Here is a 26,131-nt window from a genome sequence, read left to right as displayed (position 1 = left end):
GCGGAGGATAAGAGCTATGATGACAGACATTGAAATTGCACAGAAGGCTGAGATGAAGCACATAAGGGAGGTTGCTGCAAAGCTCGGAATATCAGAGGATGACCTTGATCTCTATGGAAAGTATAAGGCAAAGCTCTCAGATGAGCTTATAAAGAAGGTTGAGGGCAACGAGAACGGAAAGCTTATCCTCGTTACAGCCATCAATCCAACACCTGCAGGAGAGGGAAAGACGACAATCACTGTAGGACTTGGTGAGGCTATGGGACAGCTTGGAAAGAAGGCGGTTATCGCACTTCGTGAGCCATCACTTGGACCATGTTTTGGAATTAAGGGTGGTGCAGCCGGCGGCGGATATGCACAGGTAGTACCTATGGAGGATCTCAACCTCCACTTTACAGGAGATTTTCATGCTATAACATCTGCAAACAATCTCCTTGCAGCCATGATGGATAACCATATCCAGCAGGGAAATGCACTGAGAATAGATGTGAACAGAATAGTGTTCAAGAGATGTATGGATATGAACGACAGAGTTCTCAGACACACAGTTGTCGGACTTGGAAAGCGTGTCGACGGAGTGCCTAGAGAGGACGGATTTGTCATCACAGTTGCATCGGAGATCATGGCTATTCTCTGTCTTGCAAGTGACATGAAGGATCTTCAGGAGAGACTTGGCAGAATAATCGTTGCATACAACATGGACAATGAGCCTGTGACAGCGGCTGATCTCAAGGCTGTAGGAGCTATGGCAGCGCTCTTAAGGGATGCCATCAAGCCAAACCTTATCCAGACACTTGAGCATACACCGGCAATCGTACACGGCGGACCATTTGCAAATATAGCACATGGATGTAACAGTGTAATGGCTACAAAGACAGCATTAAAGCTTGCAGATTATGTAATAACAGAGGCAGGATTTGGCGCAGATCTCGGAGCTGAGAAGTTCTTCGATATCAAGTGCCGTATGAACAACCTTAAGCCGGATGCGGTGGTTCTGGTTGCTACAGTAAGAGCCCTCAAGTACAATGGCGGAGTTGCAAAGGCAGATCTCGGAGAGGAGAATCTTGACGCGCTTAAGGCTGGTATAGTAAATCTTGAGAAGCATATTGAGAATCTTCAGAAGTATGGTGTTCCTGTTGTTGTAACTCTGAATAGATTTGTCACAGACAGTCAGGCAGAGCTTGACTTTGTCAAGAAGTTCTGCGAGGACAGAGACTGTGATTTTGCTCTTGCAAATGTATGGGAACAGGGCGGCAAGGGCGGTATAGACCTTGCAAATGCGGTGCTCAACACGCTGGAGAACAAGAAGAGCAACTTCAAGGTGCTCTACGATGACAGCCTTTCAATAAAGGATAAGATAAATTGTATCGCTACAGAGATATATGGCGCGGATGGTGTTACATACAGCGCAGAGGCCAGCAAGGCTATCGCCAAGATCGAGGAGATGGGATTTGGTAACTTCCCTGTATGTATGGCAAAGAACCAGTATTCTCTGTCAGATGATCCAAAGAAGCTTGGAAGACCTACAGGATTCGATATAAATATCCGTGAGGTTTATGTCAGTGCAGGAGCAGGATTTGTGGTAGCGATTACCGGAACGATCATGACCATGCCTGGACTTCCAAAATCCCCTGCGGCAGAAAGGATTTATGTTGATGATGACGGCAAGATCGTCGGATTATTCTAGGAGGACAAATAAATGTATAAGCTTATAGATGGTAAGGTTATATCAAAACAGATAAAGGATGAGCTCAAGGAGAAGGTTGCAGGGCTTAAGGCAGAGGGTGTAGAGATATGCCTTGCTGTTATTCAGGTCGGCAATGATCCTGCTTCATCAGTATATGTTGGCAACAAGAAGAAGGCATGTGAGTATATAGGAATAGGTTCACTGTCATACGAGCTCCCAGAGGAGACAACTGAGGAGGAGCTTCTTGCACTTATAGAGAAGCTCAATTCTGACGATAAGGTGAACGGAATACTTGTACAGCTCCCGCTTCCAAAGCATATAGATGAGGATAAGGTCATAAAGACCATATCTCCAAAGAAGGATGTGGACGGCTTCCATCCGATGAGTGTTGGTGCGCTCAGCATAGGACAGCCGGGCTTTGTGTCATGTACACCAGCCGGAGTTATCCAGCTCATCAAGAGATCAGGAATAGAGATAGAGGGTAAGGAGTGCGTGGTACTCGGCAGAAGCAATATAGTAGGCAAGCCTATGAGCATGCTGCTGCTCCGCGAGAACGGAACCGTAACCGTGTGCCATTCCAGAACAAAGAATCTCAAGGAAGTGTGCAGACGTGCTGATATACTCGTGGTGGCAATAGGAAAGCCAGAAATGATCGATGCATCTTACATCAAGGAAGGCGCAACAGTTATAGATGTGGGAATCCACAGGAATGAGAATAATAAGCTCTGCGGTGATGTGGATTTTGAATCAGCCAAGGAGGTTGCCGGAGCGATAACTCCTGTACCTGGCGGAGTCGGCCCTATGACCATAGCCATGCTCATGTCAAACTGCGTGGAATCAATAAATATAAACTAAGAACAAGTGCAAAATTATTGGAGAACAGATGAAAGTATTACTCATATCACTAGGCTGTGATAAAAATCTGGTGGACAGCGAGGTCATGCTCGGTTTGCTGAACAAAGCCGGCCACCAGCTTACAAATGATGAGACAGAGGCAGATGTAGTAGTTGTAAATACCTGTGCGTTCATCAGCGATGCGAAAGAGGAAAGCATCAACACCATCATCGAGATGGGAGAACTGAAGAAAACCGGAAAACTAAAAAAACTTATCGTTGCGGGATGTCTGTCCCAGAGATACAAGGACGAGATAATGAAGGAGCTTCCGGAGATCGATGTCATTATTGGTGCGACCAATTACGATAAGATAGTTGAGGCAATAGAAACCGACGAGGAGTCGATCGTAGATGATATAAATTATACTCCAAGGCCGATTGCCGAGAGAATAGTAACGACAAATGCGTCGATGGCGTATTTTAAGATCGCAGAAGGTTGTAATAAACTGTGCACTTATTGTATAATACCTCACATACGAGGCAGATACAGAAGCGTGCCGATGGACAGCCTGATCGCATTCGCTGAAAAGCTTGCGTCTGATGGTATAAAGGAGCTTGTCCTTGTGGCACAGGAGACTACGCTGTACGGAGTTGATCTGTATGGTGAGAAGAAGCTTCCAGAGCTTCTCACAAAACTCAGTGAGATAGAAGGCATAGAGTGGATAAGACTTCTGTACTGTTATCCGGAGGAGATAACAGATGAACTAATAGAGGTTATGGCCACGAATCCGAAGATCTGCCATTATGTCGATATACCTATCCAGCATTCTGAGAATGCGATACTTAAGAGAATGGGCAGACGAACCAGCAGAGAGGACATTGTGGAGCTTGTCGGCAGACTGAGGACAGCCATGCCGGATATAGCCATCAGAACCACGCTCATATCTGGTTTCCCAGGTGAGACACAGGAACTGCACGATGGTCTGGTCGACTTTGTTGACGAGTGCGAGTTTGACAGGCTTGGAGTATTCACTTATTCGCCTGAGGAGGGCACTCCGGCTGCGGAGTACGAGGATCAGGTGGATGGAGAGCTGGCTGTAAAGTGGCGCGATGAGATCATGGAGCTTCAGCAGGAGATTTCCTATGAGAAGAACCAGCAGATGATCGGAAGCACCCAGAAGGTTCTCATTGAGGGATATCTGGTCGACGATGATGTATATGTGGGAAGAACCTACAGAGATGCTCCGGGGGTTGACGGAATAGTGTTCGTCAGCGCACCATATGAATTGATATCCGGTTCATTTGTGGATGTGAAGATAACCGAGGCAAATGAATATGACTTGACAGGAGTGATAGTAGAATGAATTTACCAAACAAATTGACAATACTAAGAGCTATAATGATTCCATTCTTTCTCGTGTTTTTATATATGTCACCGGGATGGTCGAAGTGGGTGGCACTTGGAATATTCATAGCCGCATCACTTACGGATATGCTTGACGGAAAGATTGCAAGAAAATACAATCTGGTAACCAATTTTGGAAAATTCATGGATCCTCTGGCAGATAAGCTGCTGGTATGTTCGGCACTCATAGCACTGTCGGATCTGAACAGGATCCCGGCATGGATCGTTATAGTGATCATAGCGCGTGATTTCATAATAAGCGGATTCAGACTTATTGCGGCAGAAAAGGGAATTGTTATTGCTGCCGGATGGTGGGGAAAGATCAAGACAACGGTTCAGATGATCATGGTAGGATTTCTGATAGCTGATCTCAAGGTGTTCTACATCTTTGATCAGGTGCTCATCTACCTTGCACTTGCACTGACACTTATATCTCTTGGAGATTATCTGTATCACAACAGAGAAGTTCTCAAGGACTAAAACAGTAAAAAATAAAATAGATTTTATAATTCAACGGGGAATTTGGGGTATACTTTTGTTTGAGGGTATATTTTACACAGATTCCCTGTTTTATTTTGAAAAATAATCGCTTACAACGCCGATAAACCTTTGGTGGTTTTTTCGATTTTACTTGAAATATGACGACAAAGGCTTTACAATTATACTCGGCGAAAATTGGACTATATATAGTCCTAAAATAAATTAAACGGAGGGCTAAAAATGAGCAACACACCAAGCTTGTCAGCAAGTGACAGAATTTCAATGTTACTTGATGACTCAAGTTTTGTTGAAATCGGCGCATATGTAACTGCTAGAAATACAGATTTCAACATTCAGGACAAGGATACTCCAAAAGACGGCGTAATAACCGGTTATGGAGTGATCGATGGCAATTTAGTTTATGTTTACAGCCAGGATGCAAAGGTGCTCGGCGGTTCTATAGGCGAGATGCATGCCAAGAAGATCGCAAACCTTTACGACATGGCAATGAAGATGGGTGCACCTGTTATTGGGCTGATCGATTGTGCCGGACTCAGACTTCAGGAGGCTACAGATGCTCTTAATGCATTTGGAGAGGTATTCATGAAGCAGACTCTTGCATCAGGTGTAATACCACAGATCACAGCTATATTTGGTACATGCGGTGGCGGTGCAGCACTTATACCTAATCTCACAGACGTAACATTCATGACTAAGGAAGGATCTAAGCTCTTTGTTAACAGTCCAAATGCACTGGATGAGAACCGTGCAGAGAAGCTTGACACTGCAGCAGCAGATTATGTTGCAGAGAACACAGCAAATGTTGACGCAGTATACGACACAGAGGCAGAGCTTCTCGGTGCAGTGAGAACTATGGTAGGTCTTCTTCCATCAAACAATGAGGATGATGGCGACTGCGCAGTATGTGAGGATGATGTGAACAGAATCATTCCAGATCTTGCTACAAAGGCAGGGGATGTGAAGGCTGTTATAGCAGATATCACTGATGATGAGTTTGTATTCGAGCTCAAGAAGGATTTTGCAGATGACGTTGTTACTGCATTTATCAGACTTAACGGTGAGACAGTCGGTGTTGTCGGAAACCAGAAGGATGTCATGACAACAGCCGGTGCATATAAGGCAGAGGATTTCGTAAAGCTTTGTGATTCATTCAACATCCCAGTTGTCACACTTGTAAACATCAAGGGATTTGCAGCAACTGTAAAGGAAGAGAAGACTATCTCAAAGGCTGTTGCAAAGCTTACTTACGCTTATGCCAACGCAACAGTGCCAAAGGTAACTGTTATGCTCGATAAGGCTTATGGAACAGCATATACAGTTATGTGTTCAAAGGCTATCGGAGCTGATGTTGTATTTGCTTGGCCTAAGTCAGTTATCGGAACAATGGATCCTGAGATGGCTGTAAAGATCATGTATGAGGATGAGATAGCAGCAGCCGGTGACAAGCTTGCTTATATCAATGATAAGAAGGCAGAGTACACAGAGGCGCTTTCAGGAGCTCTCTCAGCAGCAAGAAGAGGATATGTGGATGACATTATCGAGCCTGATGCAACAAGAAAGAGAGTTATAGCAGCACTCGATATGCTTTTTTCAAAGAGTGAGGACAGACCATTCAAGAAGCATGGAACAATATAAAGGAGTGACAACTTAATGGAAAAGATAATAAAGAAAAAGTTATTATTGATAGTTTCTATGTTAGCTGTTACATTTGCACTTGCCGGATGTTCGTCTTCAGACAAGAAAGTAGAATTTGACTATGACGGAAACACATTGGTTCAGATAGCAGAAACACAGGCTACGAATTACATGCAGATTGCGCAGGTTGAAGATGTATATAATTTCTATGTAGATGAAGAGGCAAATGGCGGTCAGGTAGATGAAACGACTGCTGATGCATTAAAGGTTTTTTCAACGATTGAGTCTGACTATGGTAAATTCCAGCAGTTTAAGCCGGTCAATCTCGAAGATGAAGATGATAAAACAATACAAGAAGTTGATGACAAGGTTGTTGTTACATTATATGCAGAATGTGCAGAAAAAGAAGCTATAGTAAAGGCAACATTTGTAGACAATTCGGTAACTTACAATTTTCAGAAGTATTCAGTGATGGCTCAGAATCAGTATTCAGAAGAAGAGGCTGATCAGATGCTTGCATCAAATGGTGTTTATCCATACAAGATTTCCGAATTTGAAGTTGCTGCTAATCAGACACTTAAGGACAAGATGAAGGATGCGGGAGCAAATACCCTCATAGGTATGGGTATCGTGTTTATAGCACTTATCTTCATATCATTCATAATTTCACTTCTCAAGTATGTTCCGGCTCTTTTGGACAAGGAGACAAGAGAGAAGAGAAAGGCTGAGAAGGCAAAGAAGGCTCTTGGAAGCGTTGCAACATTAAATGTTGACAAGGAGGATGAGACTCCTGCAGGAAGCGCACCTGCTCCAGCTGGAATAGTAGACATTGTCAACACAGCGACCGGTGAGAGCGTTATGAACGACTCAGAGCTTGTTGCGGTTATATCAGCAGCGGTTATGGCGGCACAGGGCGGAAAGACAAGAGTTCGTGTAAACTATCCAAGTAACGATAAGTTGGTTGTAAGACCAAGAAAAAAGAATAAGAGATAATTATAGGAGGATAATTGTTATGAAGAATTATAGAATCACAGTTAATGGCACATCATACGATGTATCAGTTGAAGAATTATCAGGTGGCGCAGCTCCAGTAGCAGCAGCTCCAGTGGCAGCACCTGCACCAGCAGCAGCTCCTGCAGCACCAGCACCAGCAGCAGGCGGCGCAGGAAGCGTTAAGGTTTCATCACCTATGCCTGGTAAGATCCTTGCAGTAAAGGCTAATGTTGGCGATTCAGTAAAGAAGGGTCAGGTAATCCTCATCCTTGAGGCTATGAAGATGGAAAACGAAGTTGTTGCTCCGGAAGATGGTACTATCGCAAGCATAGATGTTACAGTAGGCGCTAGTGTTGAGTCAGGCGACACACTTGCAACACTCAACTAATTGCTTGAATTAGAATAAATCTTATAGGAGGAAACAACTAAATGGGCAGCACAATAGTTGACGTTTTGACAAATTTAGCTAATCAGACCGGTTTTGCAAGTCTTGACTGGAAGAATTACGTTATGATCCTTATAGCGTTTGCTTTCATGTATCTTGCGATCGGAAAGGGTTTTGAGCCACTTCTTCTTGTCCCTATCTCATTTGGTATGTTTCTTGTAAACATGTTCCCAGATATTATGGCAGAGGGCGGCTTGTTACATTATTTTTACCTGCTTGACGAGTGGAGTATCTTACCTTCACTTATATTCATGGGCGTAGGTGCCATGACAGACTTTGGTCCGCTTATCGCGAACCCGAAGAGTTTCCTGCTCGGCGCTGCAGCTCAGTTCGGTATCTATACAGCTTACTTCCTTGCATTCCTTATGGGATTCAACGGCAAAGAGGCTGCGGCTATATCGATCATCGGTGGTGCAGATGGTCCTACATCTATCTACCTTGCCGGTAAGCTCGGCATGGGTGGAACACTTCTCGGACCTATAGCAGTTGCGGCATATTCATATATGTCACTTGTACCTGTTATACAGCCACCTATCATGAAGGCTCTCACAACAAAGAAGGAGAGACTTGTTAGAATGCCACAGCTCAGACCTGTAACCAAAATCGAGAAGATCCTCTTCCCTATCATCGTTACACTTGTGGTAGTTCTTATACTTCCAACAACAGCACCACTTGTAGGTATGCTGATGCTTGGTAATCTCTTCAGAGAGTGCGGCGTTGTTAAGCAGCTCACAGAGACAGCTTCAAACGCTCTTATGTATATCGTAGTTATCTTACTTGGTACTTCAGTAGGTGCTTCTACAAGTGCAGAGGCATTCCTTAAGATGAGTACACTTAAGATAGTATTCCTTGGTCTTGTCGCATTCGCAGTTGGTACAGCAGCCGGAGTTCTCTTCGGTAAGCTCATGTGCTGGGCGACAAAGGGCAAGGTTAATCCGCTTATCGGTTCTGCTGGTGTATCAGCCGTTCCAATGGCAGCCAGAGTATCACAGAAGGTTGGAGCACAGTATGATCCTACAAACTTCCTTCTGATGAATGCTATGGGACCAAATGTTGCAGGTGTTATCGGTACAGCCGTAGCAGCTGGTACATTCCTTGCAATATTTGGAATTTAATTAAGAATTTAGGCAATGAAATTATATAGGAGGACGATAAAATGGCAGATAAGAAACCGATAAAGATTACGGAAACTGTACTGCGTGATGCGCATCAGTCACTTATAGCTACTCGTATGACAACCGAGCAGATGCTTCCTATCATCGACAAGATGGATAAGGTTGGTTATCATTCAGTAGAGTGCTGGGGCGGTGCAACATTTGATGCATCACTCAGATTCCTTAAGGAGGATCCATGGGAGAGACTCAGAAAGCTCAGAGATGGATTCAAGAATACAAAGCTGCAGATGCTCTTCAGAGGACAGAATATCCTCGGATACCGTCATTATGCAGATGATGTTGTAGAGTATTTCGTACAGAAGTCAATCGCAAATGGTATTGATATCATCAGAATATTTGACTGTCTGAACGATCTTAGAAACCTTCAGACATCAGTTAAGGCTTGTAACAAAGAGGGTGGACATGCCCAGGTAGCTCTTTCATATACACTCGGTGATGCATATACTCTGGATTACTGGAAGGATATGGCAAAGAGAATCGAGGATATGGGAGCAGATTCAATCTGTATCAAGGATATGGCCGGACTTCTTGTTCCAAATAAGGCTACAGAGCTTGTACAGGCACTCAAGGATGGTTCAAGCCTTCCAATTCAGCTTCATACACATTACACATCAGGTGTAGCTTCAATGACATATCTCAAGGCTGTAGAGGCTGGATGTGATGTCATCGATACAGCAATCTCACCTCTTGCGCTTGGTACATCACAGCCTGCAACAGAGGTTATGGCCAAGACATTTGAGGGAACAGAGTTTGATCCAGGTCTGGATCAGAAGCTTCTGGCTGAGATAGCAGACTACTTCAGACCACTCAGAGAAGAGTGGATCGCAAGCGGTCTCTTAAATCCAAAGGTTCTTGGCGTTAACGTTAAGACACTTCTCTACCAGGTACCTGGTGGAATGCTTTCAAACCTCGTATCACAGCTCAAGGAGATGGGTGCTGAGGATAAGTTTGAGGCCGTTCTTGAGGAGGTTCCAAGAGTTCGTAAGGACTATGGTGAGCCGCCACTTGTTACTCCTTCAAGCCAGATCGTTGGCACACAGGCAGTTCTCAACGTTGTAACAGGCGAGAGATACAAGATGTGTACAAAGGAGTCAAAGGCACTTGTACGTGGCGAGTATGGTCAGTCAGTAAAGCCTGTTGATCCAGAGGTTAAGAAGAAGGTTATCGGCGATGAGGAGCAGATCACATGCCGTCCAGCAGATCTTCTTGAGAACGAGCTCGACAAGATTGAGAAGGAGATGATCCAGTACAAGAAGCAGGATGAGGATGTACTCACATATGCACTGTTCCCACAGGTTGCAACTGACTTCTTCAAGTACAGAGAGGCTCAGGATAAGAAGGTCGATGTCACACTTGCTGACAAGGACAGCACAGCTTATCCAGTTTAATAACTGAATTCATAAGGTCAGCTATATAAATGATCATAAAAAGGGACGGAGCTCCGCGAGCGGAGTCTCTGTCCTTTTGTTTAATATATGGAGATAATATGACAGGAAAAATAGTGGTTATAGGAGCAGGAGCTGCAGGGGTAATGGCTGCACTGACAGCGGCACAGAAGAATAAGGTCATTCTCATTGAAAAGAATGACAGGATCGGAAAAAAGTTATTTATAACAGGTAAGGGACGTTGTAATGTGACAAATGCATGTGACGCTGACGGATTTTTTAATTCAGTGGTCACGAACAGCAAGTTTATGTACAGCTCCTTTTATACATTTGACAACAATATGATAATGGACTATCTTGAGAAGGCCGGATGTCCGCTCAAGATAGAACGCGGAGGAAGAGTGTTCCCGACAAGCGATCATTCTTCAGACGTTATAGGAGCATTCAAAACTCTTATAAACAGAAATAAAAATATAAGTCTGTATTTGAATACGAAGGTTACAGGAATCAATATAGAGGATGGCAGGATAAAGAGTGTTGACGTATCAGGAGATAACGGCGGGACAGGCAATGACAGGATATACTGTGATGCTGTTATAATTTGTACCGGCGGAAGATCGTATCCACTCACGGGATCTACCGGAGACGGATACAGACTGGCAGAACATATGGGTCATACGATAAAGCCGTTAAGTCCATCACTGGTTCCGTTTGAGATAGAAGAGAAATGCTGCTCCATGATGATGGGACTGTCGCTTAAAAACGTGGCACTTCACATAAGCAGTGGAAAGAAGAAAATATTTGACGAACAGGGGGAGATGCTGTTTACCCACTTTGGCATAAGTGGGCCGCTGGTGATCAAGGCCTCCGCATATATACACAGGTATATTGGAAAAGATATAGACATGTACATAGATCTGAAGCCGGCTATGGACAGAGATATGCTTGATTCCAGACTCCTCAAGGATTTCAAGAAATATGCAAACAAAGACTTCAAGAATTCTCTTGGAGATCTGCTTCCGATCAAGATGATAGATGTGGTTGTGGAGAGATCCGGTATCGATCCGTATAAGAAGGTCAACTCAGTGACCAGGGAAGAAAGACAGAGACTTATAGATGTGCTGAAGGAATTCAGACTTACATTTGTGGGGCTTCGGGGATATGATGAGGCTATAATCACAAGAGGCGGAGTGAGCGTAAAAGAGGTAAATCCTTCCACCATGGAGTCTAGGCTTGTGGGGGGCGTGTATTTTGCCGGAGAACTGCTGGATATCGATGCGCTGACAGGTGGATTTAACCTGCAGGTGGCGTGGTCGACTGGATATCTGGCTGGACTTTCTGCTTCCGAGAGTTTACAATAGGCGTGGACGACAGTCAATTTAATTACAGGGAGACGAAGATATGAATATAGCAATAGATGGACCTGCAGGTGCAGGCAAAAGCACGATAGCAAAAAAGGCGGCAGGCGAGCTTGGTTTTATATATGTGGATACAGGTGCCATGTACAGGGCGGTGGCTGTATATCTCACAGAAAGCGATATATCTGCCAGCGATGAAGACCTGGTGGAGAAAAGCATAGCGGACATTTCCGTGGAAATAAAATATGAGGATGGAGCACAGCAGGTCTACCTTAACGGCGAGAATGTAACAGGAAAGCTGAGAACTGAGGCTGCTGGTAATATGGCTTCAAAGGCATCTGCACTTCCATGCGTCAGGGAAAAGCTTCTGTCACTCCAGCGGGATCTCGCTGCTTCAAATGATGTTGTCATGGATGGAAGGGATATAGGAACAAATATACTTCCTTCAGCAGAGCTCAAGGTATACCTTACCGCCTCTTCGGCAGTGAGGGCCAAAAGAAGATATGACGAGCTTGTCGCAAAGGGCGCTGAGAATATTGATATAGAGAAGATAGAGCAGGATATAATCCAGAGGGATAAGCAGGATATGGAGAGAAAAACAGCTCCTTTAAAGAGGGCTGATGACGCGGTTCTTATCGACAGCTCAGATATGACGATAGAGCAGGTTACAGACACTATAGTCGGACTTGCAAGAGAGAGAATGTAATACAGGTGGTTTAGATATGGAGATATTACTTGCAAAGAGTGCCGGATTCTGCTTTGGCGTTCAGCGTGCGGTGGATACAGCATACGAACATGCTGACGAGGAAAATGTGTATACTTATGGTCAGATAATACACAATGAAGAGGTGGTTGGTGATCTTACAAAGCACGGAGTGCAGGTGATCGACAGTGATGACGAATTGCTTGAGATAAAAGACAGCAAGGTCATAATCAGATCCCATGGCGCTGAGAAAAGGATATATGACATTCTGGAGGCTGGTGGGAATACGGTGATAGATGCGACCTGTCCATTTGTCAAGAAGATACACAACATAGTGCGCGAGGAAGGACAGAAAGGAAATACAGTCGTCATCATAGGCGACTCAAGCCATCCCGAGGTGAAAGGAATCGTGGGCTGGTGTGTAGAGCCTCCGGTAGTCATAGGTTCCGAGGAGGAGGCTGAGGCTTTTGTAAGAAAATATATTGACGGAGAGGTCAAAACAGCGGATAATATATCGATAGTTAGTCAGACAACTTTTAATTACAGAAAATTTAATTATATTGTTGATATTATTCGAAATAAATTGTATAATGTTACTGCTTATAAGACTATCTGTAATGCTACGTCTGTGCGTCAAAGGGAGGCGCAGGAGATTGCATCAAAGGTAGATGCCATGATTGTTATAGGTGGTCGGAACAGCTCTAATACTCAGAAGTTATATGAGATTAGTAAAAAAGAATGTGAGAATACTTACTATATACAGACACTCGTTGATTTGGATTTGACTACTTTTGAATCCGTTAGTAGGGTAGGTATTACAGCTGGGGCATCTACCCCAAACAAAATTATTAAGGAGGTTCATGGTAGGATGGACGAGATGAATTTTGAAGAATTATTAAAGAATGATGAGAGCAGAGTCTCAATCAAGACAGGAGAGATAGTAGAAGGTAGAGTTATCGATGTTAAGCCTGATGAGATTCTGGTAGACATCAGCTACAAGTCAGATGGTATTATTCCTAGAAGCGAGTATACCAACACACCTAATGCAGATCTGACAGAGCTTGTACATGTTGATGATCCGATAACAGCCAAGGTTGTTAAGACAAACGATGGCGAGGGATCAGTTCTTCTCTCATACAAGAGAGTTGCTGCAGAGAAGGCTAATGAGAAGCTTGAGGCTGCTCTTGAGTCAGGAGAGATCCTTACAGGTAAGGTTGTTCAGGTTGTAAGCGGTGGACTTAACGTTATGTACGATGAGACAAGAGTATTTATCCCTGCTAGTCTTGTTTCAGATACATATGAGAAGAATCTTGACAAGTACCTTGATCAGGATATCGAGTTTGTACTCACAGAGTACCAGCCAAAGAAGAGAAGAATAATTGGTAACAGAAAGCAGATCGTTGCAGCAAGAAAGGCAGAGGCTGCAAAGGCTCTGTTTGATAGAATAGAAGTTGGAATGATAGTTGAGGGTGTTGTAAAGAACGTTACAAGCTTTGGTGCATTCATAGATCTCGGTGGAGCAGATGGACTTCTTCACATCTCAGAGATGTCATGGGGAAGAGTTGACGATCCTAAGTCAGTTCTCAAGGTTGGTGATACTGTTAAGGCATTCATCAAGAACATTGACGGCGAGAAGATTGCTCTCAGCCTTAAGTTTGATGATACAAACCCATGGCTTAACGCAGCAGAGAAGTATGCTCCTGGAACAGTAGTTACAGGTAAGGTAGCAAGAATGGCTGATTTCGGTGCATTTATCGAGCTTGAGCCAGGTGTTGACGCACTTCTCCATGTATCACAGATCTCATATGAGCATGTTAACAAGCCAGAGGATGTATACAAGGTAGGCGATGAGGTTGAGGCAGTTGTTGTTGAGTGCAATGCAGATGACAAGAAGATCAGTCTCAGCGTAAAGGAATTACTTCCAGCTCCAGAGTATACAGATGATGTAGCAGAGGACACAGAGGAGTAATCTGATATATAGACAGTTAAGAAAACCGTAGTCGATAATGACTACGGTTTTTTTATGCCAGAATATTTATATCAGAATAGTTTGTTCAGGACTGCAAGGATATAGGCGTGGGATTGATCACATTTTTCGTGTAATTCGGTGCTGTCCGAAAGAAAACGGTTTCCTTTAAGATCTGTATCATAGAATATCTCTCCGTGAAATCCTGGTGGACAGGGTATGAAGCTGCCGGTCTTGGTGGTGAAAGCATTGTCCTTTGTCGCTTTTTCCTTGTGGGCATCGTCCACATAAGCCGCCATTGATTTGTGTATGGCCATGTGCTCCATAGGTAGATAGTAATAATTTTTGTAGTCCTTGAAGAAGTATTTCATTTCGGTGTCCCGGGTCTTTGGAACGACCACATGCATATGTGTGTCACATGCATTTACAAGAATTCCATTCAGGGATTCCGTTATGCGGCATGGAAGCTTTGGAATGGAACAGTTGTATGTTATTGAATCGATGGTATCGGATATATCATCTATCTGAAAGTCATCAGGAATATGAGGGATATTCACAAATTCAGATATAGATATAAGCCCTCTTATATCGTCATGGTTATGGGTAAGCATATCGTCAAGCAGAGATTCGTCGTGAGAACTCAGATAATGCTTGTAGGCGGATATAAGATCGCCTCCTGATATAAAAGTATTTCTCTGGAAGTCAATCAGATGCTCTATGTCAAACTGCTTAGCCGAGTCCAGACGCAGAAGCTTTTTGTATTTTCTGGTTGTTCTATATATATCCACGCTCTGTATATTGTCAAGCGTAGTGTCCACGTCGAATTGCTCCATTTTTTTCAGCAAGTAGGGGATGTCAAAGGTATCGCCGTTGTATGACACCAGTATTTTGTGATTCTTTAGGATCTGTTCAAAATGGGACAGCATTTCAGGCTCTGAAGTTCCGTTGTCATTGAATATCAACTGGGTGCGAAATGCACTGTCTGAGAAATATGAACATCCGATCAGATAGAGATCCGAACGTTTGGCGCTGAGGCCGGTTGTTTCTATATCAAAATAGAGTATATCCGACAGCTCGTCCGATATGTGAGCTGTATCTACATTTATGTCTTCAGTATATTTAAAAATTATCATAATGGCTCCTTTTGGTTCCTTGCGTAAGGTACATTATAGAACATGCATTGTTCTGCAATATATATAGTAGCTGTCGTTTTTCAAAAAAGCAAACATATATTCACAATTGATAAATAATATGATATAATTACGAAGATTTAGTGTCGGTTTCTATGCGATTTTGAGATACCGTCATATATTACAGGACAGGAAAAGTTAACGGATGATTTCATATATTCGAGGAGCACTTGAAATAAAGGGTGACAATTATATAGTGATCGAGTGTGGTGGAATAGGGTATCAGCTCATGGTATCCGGAAAGTTTATGGAGAAGCTTCCACCGGTACATTCAGAGATAAAAGTAAGCACATACATGTATATACGCGAGGATGAGATAAGTCTGTTTGGCTTTGAGAACGCAGATGAACTCAATGTGTTCAAGATACTGCTGGGAGTGAGTGGTGTGGGGCCAAAGGTAGCCATGTCTCTTCTGTCAACACTCACCGTGAACGAGCTCAGGCTTGCGGTCATATCTGAGGATGTAAAGGTCATATCAAAGGCTAATGGAATCGGGGCAAAGGGCGCTTCGAGGATCATTCTGGAGCTCAAGGATAAGCTGAGCATGGAGGATATGATAGATGCAGCATACAATGATTCGGTTGCTGTGCAGACCGCTGCAGGCGATGTGAGAACAAATGTCATATCGGCTCTCACAGCACTTGGATATTCAGGTGTTGAGGCGGGACGTGCTGTTTCGCGTGTAGATGGTTCAGCGGATATGGATGAGGAGCAGCTCCTTAAGGCGGCACTCAGATTTATGATATAGAATATTGATCAGATAGGTAGAAAAAATGGGCAGAATTATTTCAACAGAAAGCTTGGACATAGAAGAACAGAAAAGTGAATATAATCTCAGACCTCAGTATCTGTCGGAGTATATTGGACAGAAAAAGGTCAAGGATAATCTGCACATATTCATAGAGGCGGCGAAGAAGAGAAATGAGCCACTGGATCATCTGCTTCTGTATGGACCGCCGGGACTTGGTAAGACGACGCTGTCGACCATTGTGGCAAATGAGATGGGGGTAAATATCAAGATCACCTCGGGACCTGCCATAGAAAAGCCCGGTGAGCTTGCCGCGATACTCAACAATCTGTCGGACAACGACATTTTGTTTATCGATGAGATACACAGACTCAGCACACAGGTTGAGGAGGTGCTCTATCCGGCTATGGAGGATTACGCAATAGATGTTGTGATAGGCAAGGGCGCAGGTGCAAGGTCGATCAGACTTGATCTGCCAAGATTTACACTGATAGGTGCAACGACGAGGGTCGGAATGTTGTCGGCTCCCCTAAGGGACAGATTTGGAATGGTGGACAAGCTGGAATTTTATACCCATGACGATCTGAGAGAGATAGTGATGAGGTCAGCGGAGGTTCTTGGAGTTGACATAGACGAGGAGGGTGCACTTGAGATCGCAAGAAGATCAAGAGGTACACCGAGACTTGCGAACAGACTTCTCAAGCGCTGCAGGGATTATGCTGAGGTGTGTCATGACGGCCATATAGATCACGATGTTGCTAAGGCCGCTCTGGACAAGCTTCAGGTCGATTCCGTGGGACTGGACGTGAACGATAGAAATATATTAATGACAATGATAGAGAAATTTGCAGGAGGGCCTGTCGGTCTGGATACACTGGCGGCTGCCGTCGGTGAGGATCCGGGCACGATAGAGGATGTGTATGAGCCGTATTTCATAATGAATGGATTCATAAACAGAACTCCCCGGGGAAGAGTTGTCACTGATCTATGTTACAGACATTTTGGACTGGATGCATTTATAAAGGATAAGTAAAGGAGAATGGGATATGGCACAGAAGAATGATATCAAGGTGGTAATCAACAATAAAGTATATACATTGAGCGGCCAGGAGAGCGAGGACTATCTCCAGAATGTGGCGACATATATCAATGGCAAGATAGCAGAATGTCAGTCATCTGAGGCGTACAGGAGATTTAACGCAGAGTATCAGAATGTTCTGCTTGCACTGAATATAGCCGATGACTACTTTAAGGCAAAGGATCAGGTCAATCAGATGCTCACCGAGGATGACGACAAGGATAAGCAGATATATGATCTGAGACATGAGGTTATCGAGGTGCAGATAAAGTATGAGTCTGCACAGAAGATGATAGAGGAATACAAAGAGAAGATAAGTGAACTTCAGAGACAGATCATAAAACTTGAAGCGGAGAAAAATGTTAAATAAGACTGAAATTTTGGCACCGGCGGGCAACACGGAGGCGGTGAAAGCTGCAGTCAATGCATATGCAGACGCGGTATATCTTGGAGGCAGTATGTTCAGTGCCCGGGCATTTGCCGGTAATTTTGATGAAAAAGAATTGCTTGATACCATAGACTATTGTCACAGATTCGGAGTGAAGGTCTATATGGCGATCAACACACTGCTTAAGAATGAAGAGATACAAAGGCTCCCATCATATGTGGAGCCTTATTACAGGCAGGGCGTGGATGGGATAATTGTACAGGATATGGGAGTTGTCTCCGTTCTGGGCAAGTCGTTTCCAGACCTTCCACTGCACGGAAGTACACAGCTCAGCGTGTCCAGTTCACAGGGCGCTGCGTTTCTGAAAAGCATAGGCATGACCAGATTTGTGCCATCGAGAGAATTGTCATTGTCAGAAATCACAGAGATCAAGAAAAATGTTGATATAGAGGTGGAGACATTTGTCCACGGAGCGATGTGTTACAGCTATTCCGGAAGGTGCCTGATGAGCAGCTTTGCCGGAGGAAGAAGCGGTAACAGGGGAAGGTGTGCCCAGCCGTGCAGAAAGCAGTATACCTCAAATGATGTAAATGAGTATATGCTCAGCCTGAAGGATATGTGCATGTTGAAGAGTCTGAGCAGGCTCATAGATGCGGGAATTGATTCTTTCAAGATAGAGGGAAGAATGAAAAAGCCAGAGTATGTGGCTGCAACCGTGACTGCGTACCGTGAGGTCAGAGATGCTTATCTGGCGGGCGAATCAGTGGAGAAACTGGCAGAGGAGCAGGAGAAGAAGCTTCTCGACATATATAACAGGGGCGGATTCTGCTCAGGTTATTATTACACATCCAATGGCAAAAAGATGCTTGCGAACAGCAGACCGAACCACACAGGAATTAAGGTTGGGCGTGTGAATGCGGTAGAAAAGCCATATGTGGATATAAAACTTGACGAGAATGTATCCGCAGGCGATGTCCTTGAGATAAGAGGCAGAAATGGCGATGTGGAGCTCACATGCAATGTGGCGGCAAAAGCGGGAAAGAATGTCAGACTTAAGGCGAAGTCATTCAGGAGCATTGCAAAGTTCAATGATGTATACCGTACAAGAAACGGTAAGCTTCTGGAAGATATACAGAATAATATAATAAATGCCGACAGGAAGATAGAGCTCGTTGCACATGTCAGTGCGTATGCGGATCAGCCATTAGAGCTTAAGCTTTCAACTGTAGAAGGAAAGTGTTCTGTCTCAGTCGAGGGGCCTGTGTGTACACAGGCACTTAACAAGCCTGTCACGAAGTCGCAGATAGTTGACAAGATCAAAAAGACAGGCGGTACAGATTATGTGCTCGGGGATATAACTGCTGATGTATCTGACAACCTGTTTGTACAGATAAGCGCAGTGAACAACCTGAGGCGGGAGGCGCTTGAACAGCTTGGACTGCAGATCTCACAGAGTTACAGGCGGGATGGCGGTGCAGTAAGAACTGGCCTGCCTGGCGCTGAAAGACCTCTTGAAAATGTGAAAAACAACACTGTTCACGGTGTTACAGTTGGAGTGTCGGACGCTGACCATGTAAATATTGTTAAGAATTATAAATGGGTTAGCAATGTAATAGTAGATTATAATGTCAGAAAATATGCAGATGAATTGAAGCAGGCCGGATTCAGAGTGATCCTTGCTCTGCCTGAGGTATTGCGGCAGAGAGAGCTTGACAGATATTCAGGTCTTTCCGGTGAACTTGGTTCATTTGACGGTGTGATGATCAGAAATTATGACGAGCTGGGAATTCTAAAGAAGTTGGACTATAAGGGACTCGTGATCGCAGATGCCAGTCTCTATGCGTATAATGATAATGCGTTTGATTTCTATAGAGAGATTATGGGTGATGTGTGCTTTATGTGCTCAAACGAGCTCACACTTGATGAGATACATGGTCTTTCATATGATACACTCATAAAGCTCTATGGTCATCAGAAGGTTATGATCACTGCAAACTGTATAGCAGGCAATTACATGAACGGCTGTGCCTCAAGGAAGATGTCCCGGAATGTCCTGACGGATGACAGGGGAAACAGATTCTATGTAAGAAATGACTGTGCGCACTGCTATAACATTATATATAATGGTGTTCCTACAAATATGATAGACAGACTGGCTGAAACCGGTATTTCAGATAAAGACTGTTATATTGAATTTACAATTGAGGATACTAATAAAGTAAAGGATATAATGGACAGTCTGGAGCTTGCCATGTCAGGGAAAAAAGCAGTATCCATGTCTGTAGATCAGTATACCAGGGGACATTATTACAAAGGAATCGATTAAGACTTTTTGATAAAGGTGGAAACATGATAACAATAGTAACGGAGATAGCGAAGTATTTGATCATATTTTTTATGGTTTTATACACCGTAAAATGCTTTACGGTTTTAAAGCCTGTGCCTGCCGATAAGAAACGGCGGGCGCTTAATGTGCAGATATTTTATGTGTTCATGATACATTTTCTTTGCTATCTGACATTATATCTGCATTATGAGAAGAAGAGCATACTTATATTTTATCTGCTACAGATGATAGTATCCATAACATATATGGTTTCATATCATGCCATTTATAAGGGCTCATCGAGACTTATAACGAACAATATGTCATTCCTTCTTCTCATAGGTTATGTCATGCTGACAAGACTTGATTTTGATCTGGCGAAGAAGCAGTTTATATTTGCCACGATCATGTTGGTGGTGACGGCATTTGTGCCGTTGTTCGTGGTAAAGTTCCCGCAGATAAAGAAATGGAATATATTCTATGCGGTGTTTGGTATAGGCTTCCTGTGCACGGTGTTCATCCCGCATGTGGGAGTTGATAAATATGGTTCAAACAACTGGATAAGCATAGGCGGAATATCGATGCAGCCTATGGAGATCGTCAAGATCATATTCGTATTCTTCCTTGCCAGCTCATTTGAAAAGGCAAAGAACTTTAAGGATATGATGAAAACGATCTGTGTAGCAGGACTTTTCATGCTGGTTCTGGTGGCTGAGACGGATCTCGGTGGTGCGGTGATCTTCTTCATGGTATTTGTCATGATGCTGTACCTTGCCACTGGTAAGCACAGCATACTTATAGGCGGAGGCCTCGGAGGTTCGGTTCTTGCTGTGGTTGGATATATGCTTTTGAAGAATCATTTCAGCCATGTCACCATGAGAATCGATGCATGGCTTAACCCGATCGAATATATAGATGGAAGTGGATATCAGGTTGCACAGAGTCTGTTTGCGATAGGCTCGGGCGGATTCGAGGGAACGGGTCTGTGCCAGGGACTTCCGACATCGATACCGGTCGTGTCCAGTGATTTTATATTTGCTGCGATATGTGAGGAGCTTGGAGTTATATTTGGACTCTGCCTGCTTCTTATGTATCTGAGCTGCTTCATATATTTCATCAATATATCGATGAAGATAAGAGATGCTTTTTATAAGAATGTAGCCTTTGGTTTTACAATATGCTTCATATTCCAGATATTCCTGAACGTTGGCGGTGTTGTGAAGTTCATACCATCTACGGGTGTGACGCTGCCGCTTGTGAGCTATGGAGTGAGTTCGGTTGTCAGCACACTCATTATATTTGGAATAATTCAGGGTATATGTGTATTAGAGAACAGTGGAGTTGATAAAAATGTCAGACAGGAAAGTATCAGCAGGGAAGAGTGGCCAGAGACCCCAGTCGCGGTCAGGGGTCAGTCAAACAGCGGTGAAAAACAACGCAAACAGAAAAAGCCAGTCCAGCGCAAAGCAAAGACAGGATACGACAGGAAAGAGACGAACTCAGATGAATTCTGGGGAGAATAGTGACATTCTGGACAAGAAGACAAATGACAAAAAGAATGTGCCTGTTCTGGTTATAACATATTTTGTTGTCATAATCTTTATCTGTATGTTTGCATATATTATCGTGTTTATGGTGAGGGATTCAAGAACATTCATCGCCAATTCATACAATGGGAGACAGTCTCTCTATGCGGAGAAGATAAAGAAGGGAAGCATCATATCCAGCGATGGAAATGTCCTTGCGGAGACATTGACGGATGATGATGGAAATGAGTACAGAAATTATCCATATTCCAATGTGTTCGCACATGTTGTCGGATATGACAGCAACGGACAGGCGGGACTTGAGATGAGCTCCGCGTACTATCTCCTGACATCAAACCAGAACATAATCACGCAGACATACAACAAGCTCAGGAATGAGAAGAGTCTGGGAAACAATGTCATAAGTACACTGAATACCACGCTGCAGAGCACGGCTTACGATGCACTGGGATATAATGACGGCGCTGTTGTGGTCATGGAACCGGATACTGGAAAGATCCTTGCCATGGTCTCAAAGCCTGATTTTGATCCGAACTATATAGACAGTGTGATAGAGGATTCACAGGATTCTGACAGCTCTTATCTGTTGAATCGTGCAACACAGGGTCTGTATCCACCTGGTTCAACCTTCAAGGTACTCACGGCTCTGGAGTATATTCATGAGAACAGCAATTATCAGAAATATTCGTATGAGTGCGAGGGCGAGGATATATTTGACGGAGTACAGATACACTGCTCAGATTATGCGGTTCATGGAACTGTGGATCTGGCGGACTCACTGGCGAAATCTTGTAACACTTCATTTGCCAATATAGGAATGAAGCTCAACAAGCAGTCGTACAAGGATCTGTGTGAGAAGTTCCTGTTTAACAAGGATCTTCCTTATGACGGATATTACAGAAAATCAGTATTCGAGTTAAATGCAACCTCAGATGATTCGGAGATACCGCAGACAGCCATAGGACAGGGCGACACACTTATAACACCTCTGCACAGTGCCATGATCATGAGCACCATAGCAAACGGAGGAGTCATGATGTCCCCATATCTCATCGACAGGATAGAGACATGCGATGGCAATCTTGTAAAGACATTCAAGCCGAACACCTACGGTAAGATCATATCTGCATCTGACGCAAGACTTCTGAAGGATCTGATGCTTGGCGTAACATCATATGGTACGGCATCGGATGCATTTGCAGATTGCTCATATACCATAGCCGGAAAGACAGGTACTGCGGAGTTCAACGACAACATGGATTCACATTCGTGGTTTGTTGGATTCTCAAATGTTGATGATCCGGATATTGTCGTATGTGTCATAGTTGAGAATGCAAGCTCAACTGGAGCTTCAGCAAAGTATATTGCCAGACAGCTCTTTGACGCATACTATAATTATGTGAAATAATTGCACAAAATGATGCGTATGCCCTTAATACGTGATCATATTTACTTTAAAAATAATTTGACATATGATATACTGACTTCAAGTTTTAATTACACACCCGGAAGAAACAGGAGGAATTGCAGTGATAGAAGCAACAAGCTGTGGAGGGGTGGTAATCTTCAGAGGAAAAGTATTGTTGTTGTATAAGAATTACAAGAACAAATACGAAGGATGGGTTCTCCCCAAGGGAACTGTTGAAAAGGGCGAGGAGCACGATGAGACCGCCTTGCGAGAAGTGAAAGAGGAGACAGGTGTAAGCGCATCTATAATCAAATACGTGGGAAAGAGCAATTACACTTTTAACACGGCATTTGATGTGGTAAATAAGGATGTTCATTGGTATCTCATGATGTCTGACAGCTATTACAGCAAGCCACAGAGAGAAGAGTATTTCGTGGATTCCGGTTACTACAAATACCATGAAGCCTACCACCTTCTGAAATTTCCTAACGAGAAGCAGATACTTGAACAGGCATATTCAGAGTATGTTGATCTTAAGAAAAAGAATCTGTGGGGAAACAAGAAGTATTATTAATCAACAAAAGGACTTCTGTATGCAGGTACAGAAGCCTTTTTAGTTTTCTTTTGAGGGTAAGACATGAATAAAAAGAATGCAGGCAGATCAAAACAAAAGAAAAAGAGAACAGCAAAGGATATAGTTCTGGACATACTGCTGGTCGTTTTTTTACTTATAGCAGTTGGGAGCGGTGCGTATCTTGGAAGGTATTATTATATTGCGAAGAATGCGCAGAATAACTTCAATGATCTTAAAGGAATGCTCGATACCGATGGTGATGATACCGAAAAGGTTACGGTGGAGGTCTCGGATAAAAGTAAGGACAATGGCGAGAAGAAGATACTCAAGAAATTCGAGAAGTTATACGAGAAGAACAGTGATATTGCAGGATGGCTCACGATCGATGGCACGACCATAGATTATCCGGTCATGTACACTCCCGATGACAACGATTATTATCTGCATCTGGACTTCGATAAGAACTGGAGTGATCCGGGTACACCGTTCATAGATACGAACTGCAGGCCGTTTGATGACAGAACGGACAATGTTCTCATATACGGACATAACATGAAGTCGGGAATAATGTTCAGAGAGCTGCTTCAGTATGAGGACGAGAGCTTTTATAAGAAGCATAAGAATATCAAGTTTGACACGTTGTATGAGACCGGAACATACGAGGTCATCGGTGCATTCCGATCGGAGATATATCCTGACGATGACACGGAGCACTATCATTATTATGAGTTCTTTAACGCTGCGGATAAGGCGGAATTTGATGAATATATTGATTTTGTCAAGTCAAACACATCATATGACAGCGGTGTTACGGCTGAGTACGGTGATGAACTCATCACACTTTCAACATGCGCTTCACACACTGAGGATGGCAGATTTGTCGTGGTTGCGCGAAGGATAACAGGGGATGATAAGTAGTTGACACTAAATGGGGCATGTGTTAATATAACAAATGTCGCAAGCGCCGGCTTGTCGGAATTGGCAGACGAGGCAGACTCAAAATCTGTTGGTGGCAACATCGTGCGGGTTCAAGTCCCGCAGCCGGCATTATATTGAGCCTGAAACCTGAGTAGAATCAAGGGTTTCAGGCTCTTTTGGTATACGTGGGAATAAGATCTTGAAATGAATGGGCGGTGATATATTATGATGAGTAGAAAGGTAAAACAGCAGGTGAATTCGGCTGTGAATGAGTTGGATATGAATCTGGCGAACAATTACAAGGATCTGGCGCATAAAGCCTTGAAGGAACTTGATGAGCTGGTTACGAAGCTTAATGAGGAGGGGCAGCTCAAGGAAAAGGACTACACCAAACTGAGGGATAAAGTGGATGATTACAAGAGACGTATGGCGGGATATCATCACTGACAGTATGTCATAATGACATAATATCGTCACTGAAAGATTATGACCGGGAGACTGCAGAACAACGGATGTATGCAGCTTCCCGGTCATATTTGTCTGTGTGTATCAGTATTGCTTCATTATCTCTCTGCGAAGCTTCTTGATTATTCTTTTTTCCAGCCTGGATATGTAGGACTGGGATATTCCCAGGAGATCAGCCACCTCCTTCTGAGTCTTTTCTACCCCACCTATGGTGTTTATTCCATACCGCAGTTCTATGATGGTGCGTTCCTTTTCACATAGCTTTGATATGGCATTGTCGAGGAGATTGTAGTCTACCTCTGTCTCCAGATCACGGTAGACTACGTCCTCATCCGTTCCCAGAATGTCGGACAGAAGCAGTTCGTTGCCGTCCCAGTCAACATTCAGCGGTTCATCGATGGACACCTCTGTTCTGAGCTTGCTGTTGCGACGGAGAAACATGAGTATCTCATTTTCAATACATCTTGATGCGTAGGTAGCAAGCTTTATGTTTTTGTCATTTTTGAAGGTGTTTATGGCCTTGATGAGACCGATCGTGCCTATGGATATTAGATCCTCAATTCCGACACCCGTGTTGTCAAATTTTTTAGCAATGTATACGACAAGTCGCAGATTTCGCTCTATCAGCATTTTCTTTGCGGAATCAGACTGGTTGTTTGTGAGTTCGTTTATGACCACGGCCTCCTCGTGGGGCTCCAGCGGGGCGGGAAGTACCTCGGTTCCTCCAATATAATATATATCTTTGCCGCTTTTCAGGGAGCGCAGTGAAATATTGCTGGCAACAGTAAATTTGAAGTCGTTACCCCTTATTGTGTTTAACATGTCTTTTGCCTCTTTTCATATAATATTTGCTTAAAAGAATACATTTGTCTGTGTGAAGTATATTAAATGTATTTGGGCTGATACCGATCAGTGGTCTGTGTTCCATGTATGAGCTGTCGATGAACATGTAGTCAATGTCCATGGCGAGCATAAGCTGATTTCCGGAGCATATTGTATTGTAGGGAATTATGTGTATTCCGGCCGGAATGTCATCACGGTAATCATATTCATATATGGAAGACGGTTTTTTGATGTAGTCATCGAGCAGTGGAGTCAGTTCCGGTGGAGCCAGTTCGATGGCTACGGCGTATGTAGTCACGGCGACGTTGCGTCCTGTGAGATTGCATCTTAGCGTGTTACCTGTGTCCAGGTAACCGATAGCATTGGTGATCCTTGAATGTCTGCCTAGTAATACATTTGTCAGAAAGTTCAAATAATTCACTTCTTTTCATGTAGTGCAATTGGAATTATATATGTGGGCTGGTAAGAAAATGGTCGTATTACAATAAATGAAGCATCGATATTTCGATTGAATTTTTAATTTGTTGATGGAAATGTGGTTAAGTTTTTCAATATACGAC

At 43.6% G+C, this 26,131-nt stretch carries 24 protein-coding genes and 1 tRNA gene; 22 read left to right on the top strand and 3 right to left on the bottom strand.

What is annotated here, in order from left to right; translation table 11 throughout:
* Nucleotides 1–16: 16 nt before the first annotated feature.
* From DW159_RS03905 to DW159_RS03850, 12 genes are all read left to right on the top strand, one after another.
* Nucleotides 17–1,687: a formate--tetrahydrofolate ligase gene (locus tag DW159_RS03905; protein ID WP_117549002.1), complete on the top strand. Its 1,671-nt coding sequence runs from the start codon at nucleotides 17–19 to the stop codon at nucleotides 1,685–1,687.
* A gap of 12 nt (nucleotides 1,688–1,699) precedes the next feature.
* Nucleotides 1,700–2,542 carry a bifunctional methylenetetrahydrofolate dehydrogenase/methenyltetrahydrofolate cyclohydrolase FolD gene (gene folD, locus DW159_RS03900; protein ID WP_117549001.1) on the top strand — a complete coding sequence of 281 codons (843 nt, stop codon included), beginning with the start codon at nucleotides 1,700–1,702 and terminating at the stop codon, nucleotides 2,540–2,542.
* Nucleotides 2,543–2,570: 28 nt separating this feature from the next.
* On the top strand, nucleotides 2,571–3,884 hold the full coding sequence (gene rimO, locus DW159_RS03895) for a 30S ribosomal protein S12 methylthiotransferase RimO (protein ID WP_117549000.1): 1,314 nt from the start codon (nucleotides 2,571–2,573) through the stop codon (nucleotides 3,882–3,884).
* On the top strand, nucleotides 3,881–4,405 hold the full coding sequence (gene pgsA / locus DW159_RS03890; RefSeq protein WP_015534884.1) for a CDP-diacylglycerol--glycerol-3-phosphate 3-phosphatidyltransferase: 525 nt from the start codon (nucleotides 3,881–3,883) through the stop codon (nucleotides 4,403–4,405). The genes rimO and pgsA overlap by 4 nt, the downstream gene beginning before the upstream one ends.
* 240 nt (nucleotides 4,406–4,645) lie before the next feature.
* Complete coding sequence (locus tag DW159_RS03885; RefSeq protein ID WP_117548999.1) at nucleotides 4,646–6,061, top strand: acyl-CoA carboxylase subunit beta; 1,416 nt, start codon at nucleotides 4,646–4,648, stop codon at nucleotides 6,059–6,061.
* A gap of 15 nt (nucleotides 6,062–6,076) precedes the next feature.
* Nucleotides 6,077–7,054 (top strand): OadG family protein, encoded by a 978-nt coding sequence (locus tag DW159_RS03880; RefSeq protein ID WP_117548998.1) that lies wholly within the window; start codon nucleotides 6,077–6,079, stop codon nucleotides 7,052–7,054.
* A 19-nt stretch (nucleotides 7,055–7,073) separates the two neighbouring features.
* Nucleotides 7,074–7,442, top strand: coding sequence for a biotin/lipoyl-containing protein (locus DW159_RS03875; protein ID WP_117548997.1), 369 nt, complete (start codon nucleotides 7,074–7,076; stop codon nucleotides 7,440–7,442).
* A gap of 41 nt (nucleotides 7,443–7,483) precedes the next feature.
* Entirely contained in the window at nucleotides 7,484–8,614 is a 1,131-nt protein-coding gene (locus DW159_RS03870) for a sodium ion-translocating decarboxylase subunit beta (protein WP_055222592.1), read from the top strand.
* 41 nt (nucleotides 8,615–8,655) lie between these two features.
* Nucleotides 8,656–10,062: an oxaloacetate decarboxylase subunit alpha gene (locus tag DW159_RS03865; protein ID WP_055273021.1), complete on the top strand. Its 1,407-nt coding sequence runs from the start codon at nucleotides 8,656–8,658 to the stop codon at nucleotides 10,060–10,062.
* A gap of 98 nt (nucleotides 10,063–10,160) precedes the next feature.
* A complete protein-coding gene (locus tag DW159_RS03860) occupies nucleotides 10,161–11,420 on the top strand; it encodes an NAD(P)/FAD-dependent oxidoreductase (RefSeq protein ID WP_117548996.1) in 1,260 nt (419 codons plus the stop codon).
* Between the two features lie 40 nt (nucleotides 11,421–11,460).
* Nucleotides 11,461–12,123, top strand: coding sequence for a (d)CMP kinase (gene cmk / locus DW159_RS03855; protein ID WP_022216517.1), 663 nt, complete (start codon nucleotides 11,461–11,463; stop codon nucleotides 12,121–12,123).
* Between the two features lie 16 nt (nucleotides 12,124–12,139).
* Complete coding sequence (locus DW159_RS03850; RefSeq protein WP_055222594.1) at nucleotides 12,140–14,089, top strand: bifunctional 4-hydroxy-3-methylbut-2-enyl diphosphate reductase/30S ribosomal protein S1; 1,950 nt, start codon at nucleotides 12,140–12,142, stop codon at nucleotides 14,087–14,089.
* A gap of 71 nt (nucleotides 14,090–14,160) precedes the next feature.
* On the opposite strand, the gene DW159_RS03845 is transcribed toward DW159_RS03850, so the two are convergent.
* A complete protein-coding gene (locus DW159_RS03845; protein WP_117548995.1) occupies nucleotides 14,161–15,219 on the bottom strand; it encodes a ribonuclease H-like domain-containing protein in 1,059 nt (352 codons plus the stop codon).
* 202 nt (nucleotides 15,220–15,421) lie between these two features.
* On the opposite strand from DW159_RS03845, the gene ruvA reads away from it, so the two are divergent.
* The 10 genes from ruvA to DW159_RS03795 all read left to right on the top strand — a co-directional run bounded on the left by ruvA (nucleotide 15,422) and on the right by DW159_RS03795 (nucleotide 24,710).
* Nucleotides 15,422–16,024 carry a Holliday junction branch migration protein RuvA gene (ruvA, locus tag DW159_RS03840; protein ID WP_117548994.1) on the top strand — a complete coding sequence of 201 codons (603 nt, stop codon included), beginning with the start codon at nucleotides 15,422–15,424 and terminating at the stop codon, nucleotides 16,022–16,024.
* Nucleotides 16,025–16,049: 25 nt separating this feature from the next.
* The gene (gene ruvB, locus DW159_RS03835) at nucleotides 16,050–17,057 is read left to right on the top strand and encodes a Holliday junction branch migration DNA helicase RuvB (protein WP_117548993.1); all 1,008 of its coding nucleotides are present in this window, start codon (nucleotides 16,050–16,052) and stop codon (nucleotides 17,055–17,057) included.
* A gap of 13 nt (nucleotides 17,058–17,070) precedes the next feature.
* Nucleotides 17,071–17,472 (top strand): cell division protein ZapA, encoded by a 402-nt coding sequence (locus DW159_RS03830; protein ID WP_015534892.1) that lies wholly within the window; start codon nucleotides 17,071–17,073, stop codon nucleotides 17,470–17,472.
* The gene (locus DW159_RS03825; protein WP_117548992.1) at nucleotides 17,462–19,816 is read left to right on the top strand and encodes a peptidase U32 family protein; all 2,355 of its coding nucleotides are present in this window, start codon (nucleotides 17,462–17,464) and stop codon (nucleotides 19,814–19,816) included. Before DW159_RS03830 ends, DW159_RS03825 begins: the two co-directional genes overlap by 11 nt.
* 23 nt (nucleotides 19,817–19,839) lie before the next feature.
* The gene (locus DW159_RS03820) at nucleotides 19,840–21,339 is read left to right on the top strand and encodes an FtsW/RodA/SpoVE family cell cycle protein (protein ID WP_022216511.1); all 1,500 of its coding nucleotides are present in this window, start codon (nucleotides 19,840–19,842) and stop codon (nucleotides 21,337–21,339) included.
* Nucleotides 21,320–22,771, top strand: a complete 1,452-nt coding sequence (locus DW159_RS03815) for a peptidoglycan D,D-transpeptidase FtsI family protein (protein WP_071849453.1) — start codon at nucleotides 21,320–21,322, stop codon at nucleotides 22,769–22,771. Before DW159_RS03820 ends, DW159_RS03815 begins: the two co-directional genes overlap by 20 nt.
* Nucleotides 22,772–22,892: 121 nt before the next feature.
* Nucleotides 22,893–23,345, top strand: a complete 453-nt coding sequence (locus DW159_RS03810) for an NUDIX hydrolase (protein ID WP_022216509.1) — start codon at nucleotides 22,893–22,895, stop codon at nucleotides 23,343–23,345.
* A gap of 63 nt (nucleotides 23,346–23,408) precedes the next feature.
* Nucleotides 23,409–24,263, top strand: a complete 855-nt coding sequence (locus DW159_RS03805; RefSeq protein ID WP_117548991.1) for a class B sortase — start codon at nucleotides 23,409–23,411, stop codon at nucleotides 24,261–24,263.
* A 45-nt stretch (nucleotides 24,264–24,308) separates the two neighbouring features.
* Nucleotides 24,309–24,392, top strand: a tRNA-Leu gene (locus tag DW159_RS03800).
* A 96-nt stretch (nucleotides 24,393–24,488) separates the two neighbouring features.
* A complete protein-coding gene (locus DW159_RS03795; RefSeq protein ID WP_015534896.1) occupies nucleotides 24,489–24,710 on the top strand; it encodes a hypothetical protein in 222 nt (73 codons plus the stop codon).
* Between the two features lie 102 nt (nucleotides 24,711–24,812).
* Here the strand turns inward: DW159_RS03795 and sigE are convergent, their stop codons facing one another.
* Nucleotides 24,813–25,550 carry an RNA polymerase sporulation sigma factor SigE gene (sigE, locus tag DW159_RS03790; protein ID WP_015534897.1) on the bottom strand — a complete coding sequence of 246 codons (738 nt, stop codon included), beginning with the start codon at nucleotides 25,548–25,550 and terminating at the stop codon, nucleotides 24,813–24,815.
* Entirely contained in the window at nucleotides 25,528–25,983 is a 456-nt protein-coding gene (locus DW159_RS03785) for a sigma-E processing peptidase SpoIIGA (RefSeq protein ID WP_022216507.1), read from the bottom strand. The genes sigE and DW159_RS03785 overlap by 23 nt, the downstream gene beginning before the upstream one ends.
* Nucleotides 25,984–26,131 lie beyond the last annotated feature (148 nt).

This window comes from Coprococcus sp. AM14-16 (assembly GCF_003434675.1).
GTDB classification, from domain to species: Bacteria; Bacillota; Clostridia; order Lachnospirales; family Lachnospiraceae; genus Coprococcus; species Coprococcus aceti.
Note: the sequence above shows the minus strand (reverse complement) of the source record. Positions and strands in the feature narration are given on the sequence as shown.